A 17,562-nucleotide genomic window follows, 5' to 3' on the forward strand; every position below is an offset into this window, starting at 1 on the left:
GCGACCGCGAGGGCCGTGCGGCGCGGGACACGGCCCGCCGGGACGGGGCGCTCGGGACGCTCGACCGCGTCGATCGTGGCGTCGGCGTAGTCGTTGAGGGCCATGCCGGCCCAGTAGAGGCAGACGGATGAGGCCATCACCCCGAACGTCCGCACACCCAGCGGGCGTCCGGCGGCGGCGGCACCCGCGAGCACATCGCCCGGGACGCTCAAGGCGGCCGGTGCGCGCACGAGTTGTGCGAGGTCGGCGAGGCCCACGGCAGGTCGCGAGCCGGAGCCCGGTACCGCTCTCCGATCTTTCATGGCGGCAACTTACCCACATCACTTGAACATTCACACGGAGAACATGTGAAGACCTTTGTCGATCCGTGATGTTGCTTCGTCGCGCCGATGACATCTCGCCGATGTCGGTTCAGGGTTCCTGCCGCAGCCTCCGCCAGACCGCCTTGGCCGCGTTGTGTCCCGACATACCGTGCACACCGGGGCCGGGCGGGGTCGCCGAGGAACAGATGAAGACGGCCGGGTGCGGGGTGCTGTACGGGTGGAGCGAGAGCCTGGGGCGGAGCAGCAGCTGCAGTCCGGAGGCGGCGCCGCAGGCGATGTCGCCGCCCACGTAGTTCGCGTTGTGCGCGGCGAGCTCGGGCGGGCCGGCGGTGGCGCGGGCCAGGACGCGGTCGCGGAACCCCGGGGCGAAACGCTCCAGTTGCCGCTCGACGGCGTCCGTCAGGTCGCCCGTCCAGCCGTTCGGGACATGGCCGTACGCCCAGAAGACGTGCTTGCCCTCGGGCGCCCGGCTCGGATCGACCAGGCTGGGCTGCACGGTGATCAGGAAAGGCGCGTCGGGCGCCCGGCCGTGTCGGGAGGCCGCGTCGAGCGCCGCGCCGATCTCGGCCTTGCTCGCCCCGACCTGGACGGTGCCTGCGCGGCGCGCCTCCTCGGCGGTCCACGGCACGGGGCCGTCCAGCGCGTAGTCGAGCTTGAAGACGCTCGCGCCGTAGCGGTACTGCTCGTAGTAGCTGCCGAAGCCCGCGATCCGGGCGAGCGCGGTGGGCGAGGTGTCGAAGACGTACGCGCGCGCGGGCGGCAGGTCGTCGAGCCGCTTGACCTCGTAGTCGGTGTGGACGGCGCCGCCGAGGTCCTTCAGATACGCGGTGAGCGCGTCGGAGACGGCCTGCGAGCCGCCCCGCGCGACCGGCCAACCGGCGGCGTGCGCGGCCAGCGCGAAGACCAGGCCGACGGCACCGGTGGCGAGGCCGCCGAGCGGGGCGATGACATGGGCGACGAGCCCGGCGAACAGCGCCTTGGCCCGCTCGTCCTTGAAGCGGCGCATCAGCCACGTCGACGGCGGCAGGCCCACCAGGCCGAAACGGGCGAGGGTGACCGGGTCGCGGGGCAGCGCGGACAGCGGCAGCGACATGAAGTCCCGGGCGAGCGTGTCCCACTTGGGCAGGAACGGCTCGACCAGTCTGCGGTACGCGCCCGCGTCACGCGGCCCGAACGAGGCGGCCGTCTCCCCCACCGAGCGCGACAGCACGGCCGCCGAGCCGTCGGGGAAGGGGTGCGCCATGGGCAGCTCGGCGTGCAGCCACTCCAGGCCGTAGCGGTGGAGCGGCATCGCCTTGAACGCGGGTGAGTTGATCCCGAGCGGGTGCGCGGCCGCGCAGGGGTCGTGGCGGAAGCCGGGCAGGGTCAGCTCCGCGGTGCGGGAGCCCCCTCCCACGGTGGACTTCGCCTCGAACACGGCCACGGAGAACCCGCGGCGGGCCAGCTCCACGGCAGCTGTCAGGCCGTTCGGCCCCGCCCCCACCACCACCGCGTCGAGCATCGACGGCACGTCCGGACCCCTTCGTCAGCCGATGGCCAAACTCCGCCGACGGAATCCCCGCCCACGGACAGACCTGCGCTCAGGATATGCCCGGCCACCGACAGGCCCGGGCAAGGGTGGGTCCCATCGGCGGACGCGCCGGTTCCGCTTCGCCTCGTTCCGCTCCACCGCTCCGGCCACACCCGCCGGGAGGCACCGCGGCCGCCGGACCCTGCCGGGCAACGCTCCGCCGACGCCGAACCCCGGCCCCGAACCCCGGGTCAGGCGCCGCCCGACAGCAGCTCCGCCACCCGGCGGGCCGTCGCCGCGTCCCGGGCCGTGGTGAAGGGGAGTGCGTTGCCGCCGGTTATGCGGAAGGGCTCGCCGGTCAGGGTGAGATGGGCGCCGCCCGCTTCCTCGACGAGGAGAAGGCCCGCCGCGTGGTCCCAGGCCGCCTCCCAGGAGAACGCGGTCGCGTCCAACCGGCCCTCGGCGATGGCGAGATACTCCAGCCCGGCCGATCCACAGGCACGCGGGGCCACACCGTCCGTCCAGAGGCCGAGCAGGGCCCGCTTCTGCTCCTCCGTGGTGTAGTCCGGGTGGGAGGTGGCGATGTCGAGGTCACGGCCGGGGTCCGGCGAGCCGGCGCGCAGGGGCACACCGTCGAGGGTGGCGCCCTGGCCGCGTATCGCCACGGCGAACCGGTCGAGGGCGGGCGCGTACGTCCAGGACGCGCGCAGGACCCCGCCCTGGGCGAGGGCGACGAGGGTGCAGAAGCCGGGTTCGCCGTGCACGAACTGGCGGGTGCCGTCCACCGGATCCACGATCCAGACCGGCGCGTCGCCGTGAATGGCCTCGTACGACGCGGGGTCGGCGTGCACCGCCTCCTCGCCGACCACGACCGAGCCGGGCAGCAGCGCGGAGAGCGCCTGGGTCAGATACAGCTCGGCCTTGCGGTCGGCGTCGGTGACCAGGTCGTGCGGGCCGTTCTTCTGGTCTATCTCGTGCGCGGCGAGCTGCCGGAAGCGCGGCATGATCTCCGCGGCGGCGGCCTTGCGGATCGCTTCCTCGACGTCCGAGGCGTGCCGGGCGAGAAACTCGTCGATGGTTTCGTTGTCTTCGATCATGCCTCCATGACAGCACGCGGCACTGACAATCCCCACCCGTTCGGTGTATTCGGTATGGAATCGCCGTGAACACCCGGGGCGGGGCGACGTCCGCCGAGAGCCGGGGACCCGACTGCGCTCAGCGCCCGACCGCGTACCCCTGCATCCCGCGCGGATTCGCCGCCGCCGACAGCACCCCGGTGGCCGGGTCCCGTGCGACCGCGCACAGCCTGCCCTCGGACCAGGCCTGACCGACGACGACGTCGTGACCGCGCCGGCGCAGCTCGGCGACGGTCTCCGGGGGCATGCGGGACTCGACGGTGACGCTGCCGGGCCGCATGCCGCGCGGGTAGAAGGAGCCGGGGAAGCTGTCGTTGTGCCAGTTCGGGGCGTCGATGGCGCCCTGGAGGTCAAGGCCGCCGCGGACCGGCGGGCGCAGGGCCACGGCCAGGAAGAAGTGCAGCTGCCACTGGTCCTGCTGGTCGCCGCCCGGTGTGCCGAAGGCCATGACCGGCACACCGTCGCGCAGCGCCAGCGACGGGGTGAGCGTGGTGCGCGGCCGGCGCCCGGGGGTGAGGGTGTTGGGCAGCCCCTCGTCCAGCCAGGCCATCTGCAGCCGGGTGCCGAGCGGGAAGCCCAGCTCGGGCACCACCGGGTTGGACTGCAGCCAGCCGCCGCTGGGCGTGGCGGCGACCATGTTGCCCCAGCGGTCGACGACGTCGAGATGGCAGGTGTCGCCCCGGGTGCTCCCGTCCGCCGCGACCTCGGGCTCCCCCGGCACCAGCGACCTGGGACTCTTGGCGCCGGTGGGCCCACCGGCGCCCCCGAGCCCCTTCGCGACCGTGGGCTCACCCGCGCCCATGGGACTGAAGCCCGGCTCGTCGGTGGCCACCACGCGCGCGTGCACGCTCAGTCGCGGAGGACGACCCCCCGGCTCGCCCGGCAGCAGCTCGTACGACGCCGTCCCGCCGAGAAGCGCCCGCCGCCCGGCGTTGTACCCGTCGGACAGCAGCTCGTCGAGCGGAACCGGCGCCGCGTCCCCGTACCAGGCCTCCCGGTCCGCCATGGCGAGCTTGCAGCCCTCGATGAGCAGGTGCACGTAGTCGGCGGACCCGTACGCGGGCAGTTCGGGCGGCAGCAGGGCGAGTTGCTGGAGGAGGACCGGGCCCTGGCTCCAGGGGCCGGCCTTGCACAGGGTCCAGCCGTTCCAGTCGTACGTCGCCGGGGCCTCGTAGGACGCGGACCAGGCGGCGAGGTCGGCCATCGTGAGCGTCCCGGTGTGCCGTTCGCCACTGGTGTCCAGGGTGGGCCGCCCGGCCTGGAGGACGAGGGCCTCGGCGATGAAGCCGGAGCGCCACACCTCGCGCGCCGCCTCGATACGGGCCTCCCGGTCGCCCGCCCCCTCGACCTCGGCGAGCAGCCTTCGCCATGTCGCGGCCAGGGCCGGATTGCGGAACAGCTCACCGGGGCGGGGCGCCCGTCCGTCCGGCAGGTACACCTCCGCCGACGACAGCCACTCCTTCTCGAAGAGGTCCCGCACGGACTCGACCGTCGCCCCCACGTTCTCCACGGGCGCGTGGCCGTCCTCCGCGTACCCGACGGCGTACTTCAGGACGTCCGCCAGGTCCTTGGTGCCGTGGTCGCGCAGGAGGAGCATCCACGCGTCGAACGCGCCCGGCACGGCGGCGGCCAGCGGCCCCGTGCCGGGCACCAGCTCCAGCCCGAGCCCCCGGTAGTGCTCGCCCGACGCCCCGGCGGGCGCGACGCCCTGTCCGCACAACACGCGGACCTCACCGTCCGCGGGCGCGAGGACGATGGGCACCTCGCCGGCGGGCCCGTTGAGGTGGGGTTCCACGACGTGCAGGACGAAGCCCGCCGCCACGGCCGCGTCGAACGCGTTGCCACCGTCCTCCAGGACCGCCATCGCCGACTGGGAGGCCAGCCAGTGCGTGGAGGACACCATGCCGAAGGTCCCCTGGAGCGTCGGTCGAGTGGTGAACACGGGCGGACTCCTCACTGCGCGACGGGCGTTCGATGATCGTACGCAGTCCCCGGAAGGCCCTCTCTGGAGCGACGACTCCCCGGTGGTCCCTCAGGACCGCCGCCCCACCGTCAGCACATGCCCGCTCGCCCCCAGCAGCGACGGCTCCGACTCGATCCGCCGGGTCGCCGCCAGCACCGCCTCCCGGCGTTCCGGGTCGTCCAGCCACTCCTCCACACCGCCCATCAGCCAGGCGACACCCTCGACGCCGTACTGCCCCTCGTGTTCGAGCCCGGCCTCGGTGAACTCGCCCGGCACCTCGGCGGGGTCGGCGAAATAGGCGGTGGTGAAGTGCGGATCCGCCGACGAGTACGCGTGCCTGCCATCGACCGAAACGGCGTCAATGCGTTCACGGCGCTCCGGGATGAAGTAGTTCCCTTGCAGGAGAGTGTCGTTGAGCCCCGCGAACCGGTTGATCGTGGCCGCGACCACCACTCCACCCGGGCGAACGGCCCGCCGGGCCTCGGCCAACGCCCTGACCCGGTCCGGGCGTTCGGGCAGATGGTAGAGCGGCCCGAGGAACAGCACGACGTCGTGCACGGCGTCCTCGGCGGGCAGCGCGCGGGCGTCGCCGAGCCGGGCGGTGACCCCGGGCAGCCGTCCGGACCGCTCCACGTGCATCGGCACGGGATCGACGACCTCGACCTCGTGGCCGTCCTCGGCCAGCCACTCGGCATGGATCCCTGTGCCGCCACCGACGTCGAGCACCCGCGCGGGAGCCTTCGGCAGCAGGCGCCGCAGGATGTCCTGCGTCCGCCAGAACTCCAGCCGTCCGGCGCCGTTCCTGAGGCGCCCGTCCTCCTTCCCCTGCTCGTAGTAGGCGAGGATCTCCTCGCGCACGGAAGGGAGTTGGGACTCGGTGGCGTACGGTGACCGGTTCATGCACCCAGGGTGCTGATCGCCCCGGCGGCCCCGCAACCGGTTAAGACACCGCCCCGGCGACCTGCGCCCACGCCGTCGTGGCGAGGCGTCCCGTGTTGCCGAGGTCGATGCCGCCGTCGGGGGTGAGTACTTCGGGGGGTCGGCCCGGCAGCGGGGCGATGCGCAGGTATGAGGAGTTGACAGCGGGTATGTCCGCCTCGGTGACCGTGTTGCGCCAGACCAGTTCGGTCCTGGCGGACTCGCCGGGCTTCAGCGTGACGATGTGCGGGCCGAAGTCGGGCACACCGGTGGTGATGTGCCGCGAACCCTGGAGGACGCGCACGTCACCGTAGGGTTCGCCGTCCTCGTCGAGCACCTCGACCGCCGGGTAGCCCTTGACGGTGTACAGCGTCGTGCCGCAGTTCGTGAGGGTCACACCCATCACCCGCAGACCCATCGCCGCTTCCACGGGGCCGGGAACCATCCGCACCCCGGAGGGCGGGCAGGCGGCCGAGGCGCCTTCGGTCGGCCCCGCGCCCCCGGGCGGCTCCGAGACCCGCAGCCCCTCGGGCGCGTCCGCACCTGCCGACGAGGCACCCACCGAGGGCATCGCATGGTCGGGGTCACGCTCGCGGTCCAGTTCCTCCGAGAGTCCGCAGCCGCCGACGGCCAAGGTCAGCACCGCCACGAGGAGCGCGCGGGAGGCCCTACGGCCGCATATCGGGAACATGGGCCGATCCTGACACGCGCCCCGGGCGGAAGCCGCGACTCCGCCGACGACACGACGGCCGCCGACCCGATGAGGCGCCCGCTCCTTGAACGACGAGCCGCCCTGAATCACGAGCCGTCCTGAACCAAGAGCCCCTGTCACCACGTGTACACGGAACGAGTTCGGACTTTCGTCCCACAGATAGTCGTGTGACACTGACGTACCCCACCGCCCGGCGGTACCGCCGCCTCGACCCCGAGAAGTGCGCCGTGCGTGATCTCCCTCTGCCGCTCGCCCTCACCGCGCGACTGCTGCCGGTCGCCGTACTCGCCACCGCGGGCTGGGCGTTGTCGTCCGGTCCGCTGTCCGCGAGCCCGGCCGGGGAGGACTCCACGCAGGACACCGCGTCGAAGCCCGTCTCGACCTCCGAGTCCGCGCCGTCGACATCGACCGCGTCCAGGACGTACGCGAAGGCACCCTCACCGTGCTCCGGCGTCTCGACGAAAACGGTCAAATCCCTTGTTCCGGGCACGAAGACGGCCGGCAAGGAGATCGCGTCGACCAACGAGTCCGTGCGTCGCACCTGTTCATGGAACGCACTGAAGGACTTCGACTATCGCTGGCTCGACGTCTCGTACGAGATCCAGCAATCGGACGACAAGGCCGAAAGCGCCTATAAGGCACGCACTACGGACAAGAGTGGCGGCGGGGCCGTGCCCGGCCTCGGTGACGAGGCCTACTCCGTGGTGAACCTCACCACCGAGGACAAGCAGCAGACCCGCGAGGGCATTGTGTACGTCCGCATGGCCAACGCCCTGGTGGTCGTCACCTACAACGGCAGCGACTTCGAGTCCCAGAAGGCGCCCGGCACCGACGAGATCAACAAGGGCGCCATCAAGGCCGCGAAAGAGGCGGCGGCCGTGCTGGAGGACACCCAGTAAGGGTGGCTCCTCCGGCACGGCCACCGCCGCCCGCGGTCACGGCCGCCGTCAGACGGTCGCCCGCTCCTTCTCCGACTGCTGCTGCGTCTTCTTCCTCTCCCCGGCCATCAGCGCCACGTACAGCAGGATCGACGTGCCCAGGCCCACCGCCCAGCCGTAGTCGGCGAGCGGCTTGAGGAACGGGATCATGCCGTCGTGCGGGAACGGCCCCGAGGACACACCGTCCTCGGAGACGGTCGAGTACGAGCCGCCGACCGCGAGGACACCGCCGACCACGAAAGCCACTATGGCGCGCCAGTTCCAGCCGTTGGCGTACCAGTAGCGCCCGCCGGGCGTGTACAGGTCCGCGAGGTGCAGGACGGTACGGCGGATGATCCAGTAGTCGGCGATGAGGATGCCCGCGACCGTGCCGAGCAGACCGCCGATCACGCCGAGCCAGGTGAAGATGTAGAACTCGGGCGTGGAGATCAGCTTCCACGGGAAGATGAGGATGCCGAGCACACCCGTGATGAGCGCGCCCGTGCGGAAGTTGATGAGCTTCGGCGCGAGGTTCGCCAGGTCGTACGCCGGTGAGACCACGTTCGCCGCGATGTTCACGGAGATGGTCGCGACCAGCACGATGATCAGCGCGAAGAGCAGACCGAAGGCGTTGTCGGCCTTGGCCGCCAGCGCGACCGGGTCCCAGATGGCCTCGCCGTAGACGACCTCGGAGCCGGAGGTGACCAGCACGGCGAGGACGGCGAAGAGGGTCATCGTGGTGGGCAGGCCCAGGGACTGGCCCCAGGTCTGCGCCTTCTGACTGGCGCCGAAGCGGGTGAAGTCCGGGATGTTCAGGGACAGGGTGGCCCAGAAGCCGATCATTCCCATCAGTGACGGGAAGAAGACCGGCCAGAAGTCGGGGCCCCAGCCGAGCTTGGACGGCTGGTCGAGCAGCGCGCCGAACCCGTCGGCCTTGACCGCGATCCAGATCAGCAGCACGAGCGCGCCGACGATCACGAAGGGCGCGGCCCAGTTCTCGAAGTGCCGCAGGAAGTCCATGCCGCGGTAGATGATCGCTATCTGCAGCGCCCAGAAGAGGATGAAGCAGAGCCACAGCGGCCACGGGTTGCCGGCGATCTGCCCGGCCTTCTCCCACTCACCGCCGGTGAGCTTGGAGCCGAGCGCGAATATGCCGGAGCCGCCGATCCACGTCTGGATGCCGAACCAGCCGCAGGCGACCGCCGCGCGGATCAGCGCCGGGATGTTGGCTCCGCGCAGCCCGAAGGAGGCGCGGGCGAGCACCGGGAAGGGGATGCCGTACTTGGGTCCGGCGTGCCCGGTGGCCAGCATCGGCAGCAGCACGATGATGTTGGCGAGGGCGATGGTGAAGACGGCCTGCTTCCAGTCCATACCGAGGGCGACCAGGCCGGAGGCCAGGGTCCAGCTGGGGATGCAGTGGGCCATGGAGATCCACAGCGCCGCGAAGTTGTACGTCGTCCACTTGCGCTCGGAGACGGGTACGGGGCGCAGGTCCTCGTTGGCGAAGGGACTGTCGGCGGGGAAGGCCTCGGGGGCCAGCTCGATCCGGCCGGAGGAGTCGGCGGACTGGGCTATCGACGACCCCGTGGGGACTGTTTCGGTCATGGGCAGGCCAATCAGGGGAGACGGGACGGGAACGAAAGGCCGTGCGGAGGCCCTGGGCCCCCTCCCTCCGGGACGGCGGAGGGAGGGGAGAACAAGGTGTGGGGGGGTCGGGCAGTGGAGCGGTCGGCGCCAGAGGTGGAGCGATTGATTCCGGTTTATCGGGGTGGCCGGATTCTTGCAGTCGTCGACCGGTTCGGGAAGGGAACCCCGGTCAGCCGTTCAGGGCCGGGATGACCGTCGAGCCGTACACGTCGATCACCCGCTCCTGGGCGTCGTGCATGTCGTACACGGCGAACTGGTCGACGCCCAGCGCGCGCAGCGCGTTGAGCTTCTCGATGTGCATCGCGGGGGTGCCGATGACGCAGAACCGGTCGACGATCTCGTCCGGCACGAACTGGGTGTCGGGGTTGTCGGCACGCCCGTGGTGGGAGTAGTCGTACCCCTCACGTGCCTTGATGTAGTCCGTCAGCTCCTCCGGTACGGCCGCGGAGTGCTCGCCGTACTTCGACACCAGGTCGGCGACGTGGTTGCCGACCATCCCGCCGAACCAGCGGCACTGCTCACGCGCGTGGGCCAGCGCCTCGGGTGAGTCGTCCTCGGTGACGTACGCGGGGGCGGCCACGCAGATCTTCACCTCGGACGGGTCGCGCCCGGCGGCCACGGCCGCGTCCTTGACCGCCTTGACCATGTACTCGGTGAGGTACAGGTCGGAGAGCTGCAGAATGAAGCCGTCGGCCTCCTCACCGGTCATCTTCAGGGCCTTGGGGCCGTACGCGGCCATCCAGACCGGGAGTTCGGCGTCGTCCTTGATCCAGGGGAAGCTGATGACCGTGCCGCCGAGGTCGGCCTCTCCCCCGCTGCCCAGCGAGCGGATCACCTTCATCGCCTCGCTGATGCGGGCCAGGGTGTTGGGCTTGCGGCCCGCGACGCGCATCGCGGAGTCGCCGCGGCCGATGCCGCAGACCGTGCGGTTGCCGAACATGTCGTTCAGCGTGGCGAAGGTCGAGGCGGTGACCTCCCAGGTGCGGGTGCCCGGGTTGGTGACCATGGGGCCGACCGTCAGCTTCGTGGTCTGGGACAGGATCTGGCTGTAGATGACGAACGGCTCCTGCCAGAGCACGGCCGAGTCGAAGGTCCAGCCGTACGTGAAGCCGTTGTCCTCGGCGCGCTTCATCAGCTCGATGACACGCGAGGCCGGCGGGTCGGTCTGCAGGACGAGTCCGAAGTCCATGATGGGCGCCACTCCTAGTTGAGGTACTGACAGGTGGAGCGGGGGGTGTAGACGCCGTGCCCGGCGTGCCCGGTGTACTCCCGCTCGGTGATGACGAGTTCGCCGCGCGAGAGGACCGTCTCGACCCGGCCGGTGGTGCGCTTGCCCTCGTACGCCGAGTAGTCGACGTTCATGTGGTGCGTCTCGGCCGACATGACCTGCTCGGCGTGCGGGTCGTAGATGACGATGTCGGCGTCCGCGCCGGGCGCGATGGTGCCCTTCTTCGGGTACATGCCGAACATGCGGGCCGGGGTCGCGCAGGCGATCTCGATCCAGCGGCGGCGCGAGATGTGCCCGTCGACGACCGCCTGGTGCAGGAGGTCCATCCGGTTCTCGACGCCCGGCAGCCCGTTGGGGATCTTGGAGAAGTCGCCGCGGCCGAGTTCCTTCTGGCCGACGAAGCAGAAGGGGCAGTGGTCGGTGGAGACCACCTGGAGATCGTTGGTCCTCAGGCCCTGCCACAGCTTGGCCTGGTGCTCCTTGGGCCGCAGCGGGGTGGAGCAGACGTACTTGGAGCCTTCGAAGTCCGGCTCCGCGAGGTTGTCCGTCGACAGGAACAGGTACTGCGGGCAGGTCTCGCCGAAGACGTTGAGCCCCTCGTCGCGCGCCCTGGCCAGCTCGGCGACCGCCTCCATCGCCGAGACGTGCACGACGTACAGGGGGGCGCCGGCGACCTGGGCGAGCTTGATGGCGCGGTGGGTGGCCTCGGCTTCGAGGAGGGCCTTGCGGACCTCGCCGTGATACCTCGGATCCGTCTCCCCGCGTGCCAGCGCCTGTTCGACCAGCACATCGATCGCGATGCCGTTCTCCGCGTGCATCATGATCAGGCCGCCGTTCTCGGCGGAGCGCTGCATGGCGCGCAGGATCTGGCCGTCGTCGCTGTAGAAGACGCCCGGGTAGGCCATGAACTGCTTGAAGGAGGTGACGCCCTCCTGCACCAGCAGGTCCATCTCCTTGAGCGTGTCCTGGTTCACGTCCGACACGATCATGTGGAAGCCGTAGTCGATCGCGCAGTTGCCCTCCGCCTTGGCGTGCCAGGCGTCGAGGCCCTCGCGGAGGGCATGGCCGACGCTCTGCACGGCGAAGTCGACGATCGTCGTCGTACCGCCCCACGCGGCGGCCCGGGTGCCGGTCTCGAAGGTGTCGGAGGCGGAGGTGCCGCCGAAGGGCAGTTCCATGTGGGTGTGGGCGTCGACACCCCCGGGGATGACGTACTTTCCGGTGGCGTCGATGGCACGTTCGGCCTCCCATGCCTGGGCGGCCGAGGTCCCACTGGCTGCGAGGGCGGCCACGCGGCCGTCCTCGATCAGGACATCGGCATGGATCTCGTCTGAGGCCGTGATGACGAGACCGCCGCGGATGACTGTACGGCCGCTCATTCGGTCACGCTCCGTTCGGTTGTCGGGAAAGTGCCGGTCGTCTGTGGCTGGTCGCGCCCACGCGGCGGCGGCCGCATGGTGTGACAGCCCCGCGCCCCTGAAAGGTCGGGGCGCGGGGAGGCTTCGCTAGGGCGCCGTCAGCGGGGCGTAGGCGTCCGGGCGGCGGTCGCGGAAGAACTGCCAGCGGTCGCGGACCTCGCGGAGCTTGGCCAGGTCCAGGTCGCGGACCACGAGTTCGGTCTCCTTGTCGCTGGCCACCTCGCCGACGAACTGCGCCTCCGGGTCCACGAAGTAGGAGGTGCCGTAGAAGTCGTTGTCGCCGAGCTCCTCCACACCGACCCGGTTGATCGCGCCGATGAAGTACTCGTTGGCGACGGCCGACGCCGGCTGCTCCAGCTGCCACAGGTAGCGGGACAGCCCCCGCGAGGTGGCCGACGGATTGAACACGATCTCGGCGCCGCCGAGGCCCAGCGCACGCCAGCCCTCCGGGAAGTGCCGGTCGTAGCAGATGTAGACGCCGATCTTGCCGACGGCGGTGTCGAAGACCGGCCATCCCGCGTTCCCGGGGCGGAAGTAGAACTTCTCCCAGAAGCCGGGGACCTGGGGGATGTGGTGCTTGCGGTACTTGCCGAGGTACTTGCCGTCCGAGTCGATCACGGCGGCGGTGTTGTAGAGGACGCCCGGCTGCTCCTCCTCGTACATCGGCAGCACGAGGACGAGGCCGAGCTCCTTGGCGAGCGCCTGGAAGCGCTTGACGATCGGGCCGTCGGGAATCTGTTCGGCGTACTCGTAGAACGCCTTGTCCTGGACCTGGCAGAAGTAGGGACCGTAGAACAGTTCCTGGAAGCACAGGACCTGCGCACCCTGCGCGGCCGCGTCGCGGGCCGCCTGCTCGTGGACCTGGATCATCGACTCCTTGTCGCCGGTCCAGGCCGTCTGGAAGATGGCTGCGCGGATGACTCTGCTCATCGGGACCTCCGGTCACTCGGTGTGCTGGGGCGAGCGCCGCACATCCCGTCGTCCGCCCGCAGGGCGCGCCCTGCGGCGTCCGCTGCGTGCTCTCGATGTGCCGGGCGGACGGGACTTCTGCTGCTCGCCCCAGGAGCGTATGGAGTCCGCAAGTCGGGTTTGAGTTGCACGGTGTCACGTCTGCGGGCGTTTCGCGTTCCACCGTGTCACCTCTTCGTGGGCGCATGTTTCACCGCCGTTTTCGCAGGTCCCAGCATGTTTCAGCCCTGTTGCGCGTCGTGGGCGAGGAGGGCGATGTGGACCGACGCGGCCTGTTCGAAGTCGTCGAGGTCCACGCCGAGGCGGGCCTCTATGGCTTCCAGCCGGCGGTACAGCGCGGGCCGGCTGACGTGGTGCAGCTGAGCCGTGTGCGACTTGTTGCGGCCGGTCGCGAGATAGGTCCGCAGTACGGGCAGCAGATCCTGCTCGGCGTGCCCGTCGCCGCACAGCAGGCCGTCCAGCTCGCGCTCGGCGAAGGCCTGTACGTGCGGGTCGTCCCGCAGCAGCCGGACCAGGCCGCGCAGGTGCACGTCCCGCAGGCGTACGACGACCGGCAGGTCGAGCCCGGTGGCCGAGGACTGGGCGACGGCGTCCGCCACATGCCGGGCCTCCCGCAGCCCGCCCGGCACGTCCTCCCAGGTGGTCCGCGCCTCCGCGGCCGCCACGACCGGCCTGCGCACCCCCGATTCCGACCGCAGCCGGGTCGCGAAGTGCGCGGTGAGCGCGGTCACGTCCTGGTCCCGGGCGAGGCTGAGGAGTACGGCGGTGGCGCCCTCCGCCAGTTCGGCGACGAGCCCCGGCAGGCCCAGCATCCGCAGTACGCGGTCGAGTTGGGCCGGATCCTCGTCGCGTACGACCAGCGGCACGAACGTACGGCGGTTGACCGGGAGCCCGGCCGCACGTGCTCTCGGCAGCAGTTGCCTGGCCGGTACCACTCCGGAGACGAGGTCCGTCAGGAGACCCTGCGTGGACTGCTCCTCCCAGGAGTGCGCCGAGCCGCCGAGCATGCGGTGCAGGACGAGTGCCTCGGCGGCCCGGTCGGCGAGCAGCCTCCCGGTGGCGGTGTCGCCGCGGTACCCGCACAGCACGATCTGTCCCCACAGCTCCCCGCGCCCGCCCAGCTCGGCCCGCACCCAGCCGTCGCCCGCGCTGCCGCCCGCCTGCCGGGAGATCCGCTCCCAGTCGCGCAGCACGTCGTCGACCGCCGACCGCTCCCCCGCCGTGGCGAGGACGCGATGGGCGAGGTTGGTGACGACGAGCGGACAGCCCGCGTGCTTGGCGATCTCGTCGAGGAGCCGTTGCAGCGGGGCGCCCGCGGTGATCAGCCCGGTCAGGGCCGTGCGGACGGCCTCCGACAGGCTCACGGCCGCGAACTTCCGCCGTACCAGCCGGGACTGGACCTCCTCCGTCAGCTCGGCGAAGGGGAACGGCCGGTGCAGCACCACCATGGGCAGACCGCACCGCTCCGCCGCCCGGCGCATCACGTCGGGCGGCGTCGGGAAGGCCCGGCCGAGACCGAGGACGACCGCCGCGGCCTCGGCCCGGTACAGCGAGTGGATGTACTCGGCCTGGGCGTCCTCGTTCCCGGCGAGCAGGACCCCGGTGGTGAGGACCATCTCGCCGCCGGTGAGCATCACTCCCACGTCGGGGGCCTCGGCCACGTGCACCCAGCGCACGGGCCGGTCGAGCTGACCGGCCCCGGCCACCACCTCGGGCTCTCCGGCGAGGACCCGGTCCAGGTTGAGGACCTGGCGTACCGACAGGGCGGGTTCCAAGGCGGTGGTCATGGCGCTGGGTTTCCTTACATCTGGCGTTACTGAATGCTCCTCAGAGCACGTTCGAGGGCGTCGGCGCCCTCCTCGGCCTCGGCGACGGTCAGCGACAGCGGAGGCGCGATGCGCAGGGCGCTGGTGTTGTGGCCGCCGCCCTTGCCGATCAGCAGGCCCTCCCGGCGGGCGGCTTCGAGGACGGCGGACGCGGCCTCCGGGTTCGCCTCGTCGGTGCCGGGCCTGACCAGCTCGATGCCGAGCATGAGCCCCCGGCCACGCACTTCCCGCACCTCGGGGATCTGGGCGGTGATCGCGCGCAGCCGTTCGATGAGGAGTCCGCCGACGCGGCGCGCGTTGCCCTGGAGGTCGTGCTCGATCAGGTAGTTCAGGTTGGCGAGGCCGGCGGCCATGGTGATCTGTGTGCCGCCGAAGGTCGAGATCGAATTGCTGTCCAGGCAGTTCATGACCTCGGAGCGGGCGACGACACCGCCGATGGACATGCCGTTGCCGATGCCCTTGGCGAAGGTGACGATGTCCGGCGGCCCGTTCTGCCCGTGCGCCTGCCAGCCCCAGAAGTTGTCGCCGGTGCGGCCCCACCCGGTCTGCACCTCGTCGGCGATCCACAGCACGCCGTTGCGTTGCAGTACCTCGCGGAAGGCCGCGTACAGCCCGTCGGGCGGTGAGGTGAAGCCACCGACGCCCTGGATCGGCTCGGCGATCAGCGCGGCCGGCGGACGGCCGTGGCCGAGCAGGTCCTCCAGGTCGGCGACGCAGGCCGTGATGAAGTCGGCGTCGCTCAGGTCGGCGTACGGGCCGCGGGTCCGGACGCCGCCGTGCACGTACAGCGTCTGGAGCGGTGACAGCGAGGTCGGGGACCAGCCCTTGTTGCCCGTGATGCCGACCGCGCTGAACGAGCGGCCGTGGTAGCTGTTGCGCATCGCCAGGATCTGGTTGCTGCGGCGGTACGTCGTCGCCAGCATCAGCGCGGTGTCGTTGGCCTCGGTGCCGGAGGTGGTGAAGAAGACGCGGGCGTCCGGGATGCCGGACATCTGCGCGATCCGCTCGGCGAGTTCGACCATCGGCCGGTTGAGGTAGAGCGTCGAGGAGTGGATGATCCGCCCGGCCTGCTCACTCACCGCCTTGGTGACCTCGGGCAGCGCGTGCGCCGTCATCGTGGTGAGGATGCCGCCGAAGAAGTCGAGGTACTTGTTGCCCCCGGCGTCCCAGACATGGCGGCCCTCGCCGTGGGTGATCTCCAGCGGGTCCGCGTAGTAGAGCGCGAGCCAGTCGGGCAGTACGGCCTTGTGGCGTCCGAGCAGTTCGTCGGTCACGGCTGCACCACTCCTTTCACTGCTGTACGGGTTCTGCGTGTGTCACGGCTGTACGTGCCCACGTCAGGGCTGTACGAGTCCTCCGTACACGGTCACGGCTGTACGAGCCCCTCGTACGCGTCGGGCCGGCGGTCCCGGTAGAACGCCCACTGCTGCCGCACTTCCTCGATCAGGTCGAAGTCGAGATCCCGTACGACGAGTTCCTCGCCCTTGTCGCTCGCGACCTCGCCGACGAACTTGCCGCGTGGGTCGACGAAGTACGAGGTGCCGTAGAAGTCGTTGTCCCCGTACTCCTCCACGCCGACCCGGTTGATCGCCGCGATGAAGTACTCGTTGGCGACGGCGGCCGCGGGCTGCTCCAGCTGCCACAGATGGGAGGACAGGCCCCGGTGGGTCGCGGACGGGTTGTACACGAGCTGGGCGCCGTTCAGACCGAGCTGGCGCCAGCCCTCCGGGAAGTGGCGGTCGTAGCAGATGTAGACGCCGACCTTGCCGACGGCGGTCTCGAAGACCGGCCAGCCGAGGTTCCCGGGCTTGAAGTAGTACTTCTCCCAGAATCCCTTGACCTGGGGGATGTGGTGCTTGCGGTACTTGCCGAGGTAGGTGCCGTCGGCGTCGATCACCGCCGCGGTGTTGTAGTAGAACCCGGACTGTTCGACCTCGAAGACCGGGACGACGATCACCATGCCGGTCTCGCGGGCCAGCTCCTGCATCCGGGTCACGGTCGGACCGTCCGGCACCGGCTCCGCCCAGGCGTAGTGCTCCGGCTCCTGGACCTGGCAGAAGTAGGGCGCGTTGAAGACCTCCTGGAAGCCGATCACCTTCGCGCCCTGCCGCGCCGCCTCGCGGGCGTGCTCGACGTGCTTGGCGACCATGGAGGCGGTGTCGCCGGTCCAGGTCGCCTGGACCAGGGCGGCGCGTACGACGTTGGCCATGTCAGGTGCTCCTTCGACAGGGACCTCGGAGAGCCTCTACGCCCGTAGACGCAGGTCGTAGAGGCTTGAAACTAAGCCCCGCCGACGGACTGGGCAAGACCATCGTCGTCAACCAGCCGAGTCGATCACGTTTCGCACTCCAGTGGGTGATTGCCGCTGTGTTTCGCGCGGCGAACCGGCCGGCCCCGTCGGGCGCGGCCGGTGGGCCGGACGTGGCGGGCGGGTCAGGTGAGCCCCTGCACGCGCAGTGCGTGCACCACTTCCCGGTAGCGCTCCTCGGAGACACCGCGCGCCGCCGCCAGCACGAGGGGCTTGAGATGTCGCGGACGGGCCTCCGCGGTGCGCGCCGCCTCCTCCGGCGTGCGCATGCGCACGTACACGTCGAGCAGCGCACGCGCCTCCCGTTCGCGCCCCTCGGCGGTGAGGGCCAGCACCACCTCGCCGATCTCCTCGGTGGGCCGTGAGACGCCCTGTCGCAGCATCTGCTCTCCGTCCGAGGCGCGGCCCACGGCGTTCAGGGCGTCCGCGACCGCGACCAGCCGGTCGGCGGGCAGCGAGCCGGCCTCCCACAGCAGGGTCGCCCAGTCGGCGCCCAGCCCCGCGCGGTGCAGGTCGGCCGCGAGCAGCGGGAAACGGGCGGCGGGCCACTGCGCGATCTCCACGAGGAGGGCGTGCGCCTCCCCGCTGTGGCCCTCCCGGCGCAGCAGCACCAACCGCTGCACGGTATCGGCGACCTCCCGCCGCGCCTCGTCGTCCAGCGGCTGCCGCGCCTGCGGCTGCGTCGGC

Annotated in this window: 14 protein-coding genes and 1 pseudogene; 1 reads left to right on the plus strand and 14 read right to left on the minus strand. The window is 70.9% G+C overall.

What is annotated here, in order from left to right; genetic code table 11:
* From AWZ10_RS03010 to AWZ10_RS03035, 6 genes are all read right to left on the minus strand, one after another.
* Positions 1–302: UbiA family prenyltransferase (locus AWZ10_RS03010; protein ID WP_244172367.1), on the minus strand; the 302-nt coding region annotated here is incomplete at its 3' end.
* A gap of 109 nt (positions 303–411) precedes the next feature.
* A complete protein-coding gene (locus AWZ10_RS03015) occupies positions 412–1,824 on the minus strand; it encodes a phytoene desaturase family protein (protein WP_060890372.1) in 1,413 nt (470 codons plus the stop codon).
* A gap of 260 nt (positions 1,825–2,084) precedes the next feature.
* Positions 2,085–2,930 carry an inositol monophosphatase family protein gene (locus tag AWZ10_RS03020; protein ID WP_060890373.1) on the minus strand — a complete coding sequence of 282 codons (846 nt, stop codon included), beginning with the start codon at positions 2,928–2,930 and terminating at the stop codon, positions 2,085–2,087.
* 118 nt (positions 2,931–3,048) lie between these two features.
* Complete coding sequence (locus tag AWZ10_RS03025; protein ID WP_060890374.1) at positions 3,049–4,911, minus strand: gamma-glutamyltransferase family protein; 1,863 nt, start codon at positions 4,909–4,911, stop codon at positions 3,049–3,051.
* Between the two features lie 90 nt (positions 4,912–5,001).
* Positions 5,002–5,832, minus strand: coding sequence for a class I SAM-dependent methyltransferase (locus tag AWZ10_RS03030; RefSeq protein WP_046702999.1), 831 nt, complete (start codon positions 5,830–5,832; stop codon positions 5,002–5,004).
* A gap of 40 nt (positions 5,833–5,872) precedes the next feature.
* The gene (locus AWZ10_RS03035; RefSeq protein WP_046702998.1) at positions 5,873–6,541 is read right to left on the minus strand and encodes a DUF4232 domain-containing protein; all 669 of its coding nucleotides are present in this window, start codon (positions 6,539–6,541) and stop codon (positions 5,873–5,875) included.
* Between the two features lie 248 nt (positions 6,542–6,789).
* Between AWZ10_RS03035 and AWZ10_RS03040 the strand changes: the two genes are divergently transcribed.
* The gene (locus AWZ10_RS03040) at positions 6,790–7,461 is read left to right on the plus strand and encodes a hypothetical protein (protein ID WP_060890376.1); all 672 of its coding nucleotides are present in this window, start codon (positions 6,790–6,792) and stop codon (positions 7,459–7,461) included.
* Positions 7,462–7,509: 48 nt separating this feature from the next.
* Here the strand turns inward: AWZ10_RS03040 and AWZ10_RS03045 are convergent, their stop codons facing one another.
* From AWZ10_RS03045 to AWZ10_RS03080, 8 genes and pseudogenes are all read right to left on the minus strand, one after another.
* Positions 7,510–9,084, minus strand: coding sequence for an NCS1 family nucleobase:cation symporter-1 (locus AWZ10_RS03045; protein ID WP_060890375.1), 1,575 nt, complete (start codon positions 9,082–9,084; stop codon positions 7,510–7,512).
* Between the two features lie 211 nt (positions 9,085–9,295).
* Positions 9,296–10,315, minus strand: coding sequence for a TIGR03842 family LLM class F420-dependent oxidoreductase (locus AWZ10_RS03050; protein WP_046702996.1), 1,020 nt, complete (start codon positions 10,313–10,315; stop codon positions 9,296–9,298).
* A gap of 14 nt (positions 10,316–10,329) precedes the next feature.
* Entirely contained in the window at positions 10,330–11,733 is a 1,404-nt protein-coding gene (hydA, locus tag AWZ10_RS03055; protein WP_046702995.1) for a dihydropyrimidinase, read from the minus strand.
* Between the two features lie 126 nt (positions 11,734–11,859).
* On the minus strand, positions 11,860–12,702 hold the full coding sequence (locus tag AWZ10_RS03060) for a nitrilase-related carbon-nitrogen hydrolase (protein ID WP_046702994.1): 843 nt from the start codon (positions 12,700–12,702) through the stop codon (positions 11,860–11,862).
* Between the two features lie 260 nt (positions 12,703–12,962).
* Positions 12,963–14,528, minus strand: a complete 1,566-nt coding sequence (locus AWZ10_RS03065; protein ID WP_046702993.1) for a PucR family transcriptional regulator — start codon at positions 14,526–14,528, stop codon at positions 12,963–12,965.
* A gap of 26 nt (positions 14,529–14,554) precedes the next feature.
* A complete protein-coding gene (locus AWZ10_RS03070) occupies positions 14,555–15,841 on the minus strand; it encodes an aspartate aminotransferase family protein (RefSeq protein WP_046702992.1) in 1,287 nt (428 codons plus the stop codon).
* A gap of 92 nt (positions 15,842–15,933) precedes the next feature.
* Entirely contained in the window at positions 15,934–16,776 is an 843-nt protein-coding gene (locus AWZ10_RS03075) for a nitrilase-related carbon-nitrogen hydrolase (RefSeq protein ID WP_046702991.1), read from the minus strand.
* Between the two features lie 224 nt (positions 16,777–17,000).
* Positions 17,001–17,562: pseudogene (locus AWZ10_RS03080) on the minus strand (hypothetical protein); the annotation flags it as partial.

Source organism: Streptomyces europaeiscabiei, assembly GCF_001550375.1.
Taxonomy (GTDB): Bacteria; Actinomycetota; Actinomycetes; order Streptomycetales; family Streptomycetaceae; genus Streptomyces; species Streptomyces europaeiscabiei.

Bases quoted from the DNA above. Each gene is read 5' to 3' on its own strand.
- AWZ10_RS03045 (WP_060890375.1), bottom strand. From the start codon at position 9,084: ATGACCGAAACAGTCCCCACGGGGTCGTCGATAGCCCAGTCCGCCGAC.
- AWZ10_RS03050 (WP_046702996.1), bottom strand. From the start codon at position 10,315: ATGGACTTCGGACTCGTCCTGCAGACCGACCCGCCGGCCTCGCGTGTC.
- AWZ10_RS03015 (WP_060890372.1), bottom strand. From the start codon at position 1,824: ATGCTCGACGCGGTGGTGGTGGGGGCGGGGCCGAACGGCCTGACAGCT.
- hydA (WP_046702995.1), bottom strand. From the start codon at position 11,733: ATGAGCGGCCGTACAGTCATCCGCGGCGGTCTCGTCATCACGGCCTCA.
- AWZ10_RS03035 (WP_046702998.1), bottom strand. From the start codon at position 6,541: ATGTTCCCGATATGCGGCCGTAGGGCCTCCCGCGCGCTCCTCGTGGCG.
- AWZ10_RS03075 (WP_046702991.1), bottom strand. From the start codon at position 16,776: ATGGCCAACGTCGTACGCGCCGCCCTGGTCCAGGCGACCTGGACCGGC.
- AWZ10_RS03020 (WP_060890373.1), bottom strand. From the start codon at position 2,930: ATGATCGAAGACAACGAAACCATCGACGAGTTTCTCGCCCGGCACGCC.
- AWZ10_RS03060 (WP_046702994.1), bottom strand. From the start codon at position 12,702: ATGAGCAGAGTCATCCGCGCAGCCATCTTCCAGACGGCCTGGACCGGC.
- AWZ10_RS03030 (WP_046702999.1), bottom strand. From the start codon at position 5,832: ATGAACCGGTCACCGTACGCCACCGAGTCCCAACTCCCTTCCGTGCGC.
- AWZ10_RS03065 (WP_046702993.1), bottom strand. From the start codon at position 14,528: ATGACCACCGCCTTGGAACCCGCCCTGTCGGTACGCCAGGTCCTCAAC.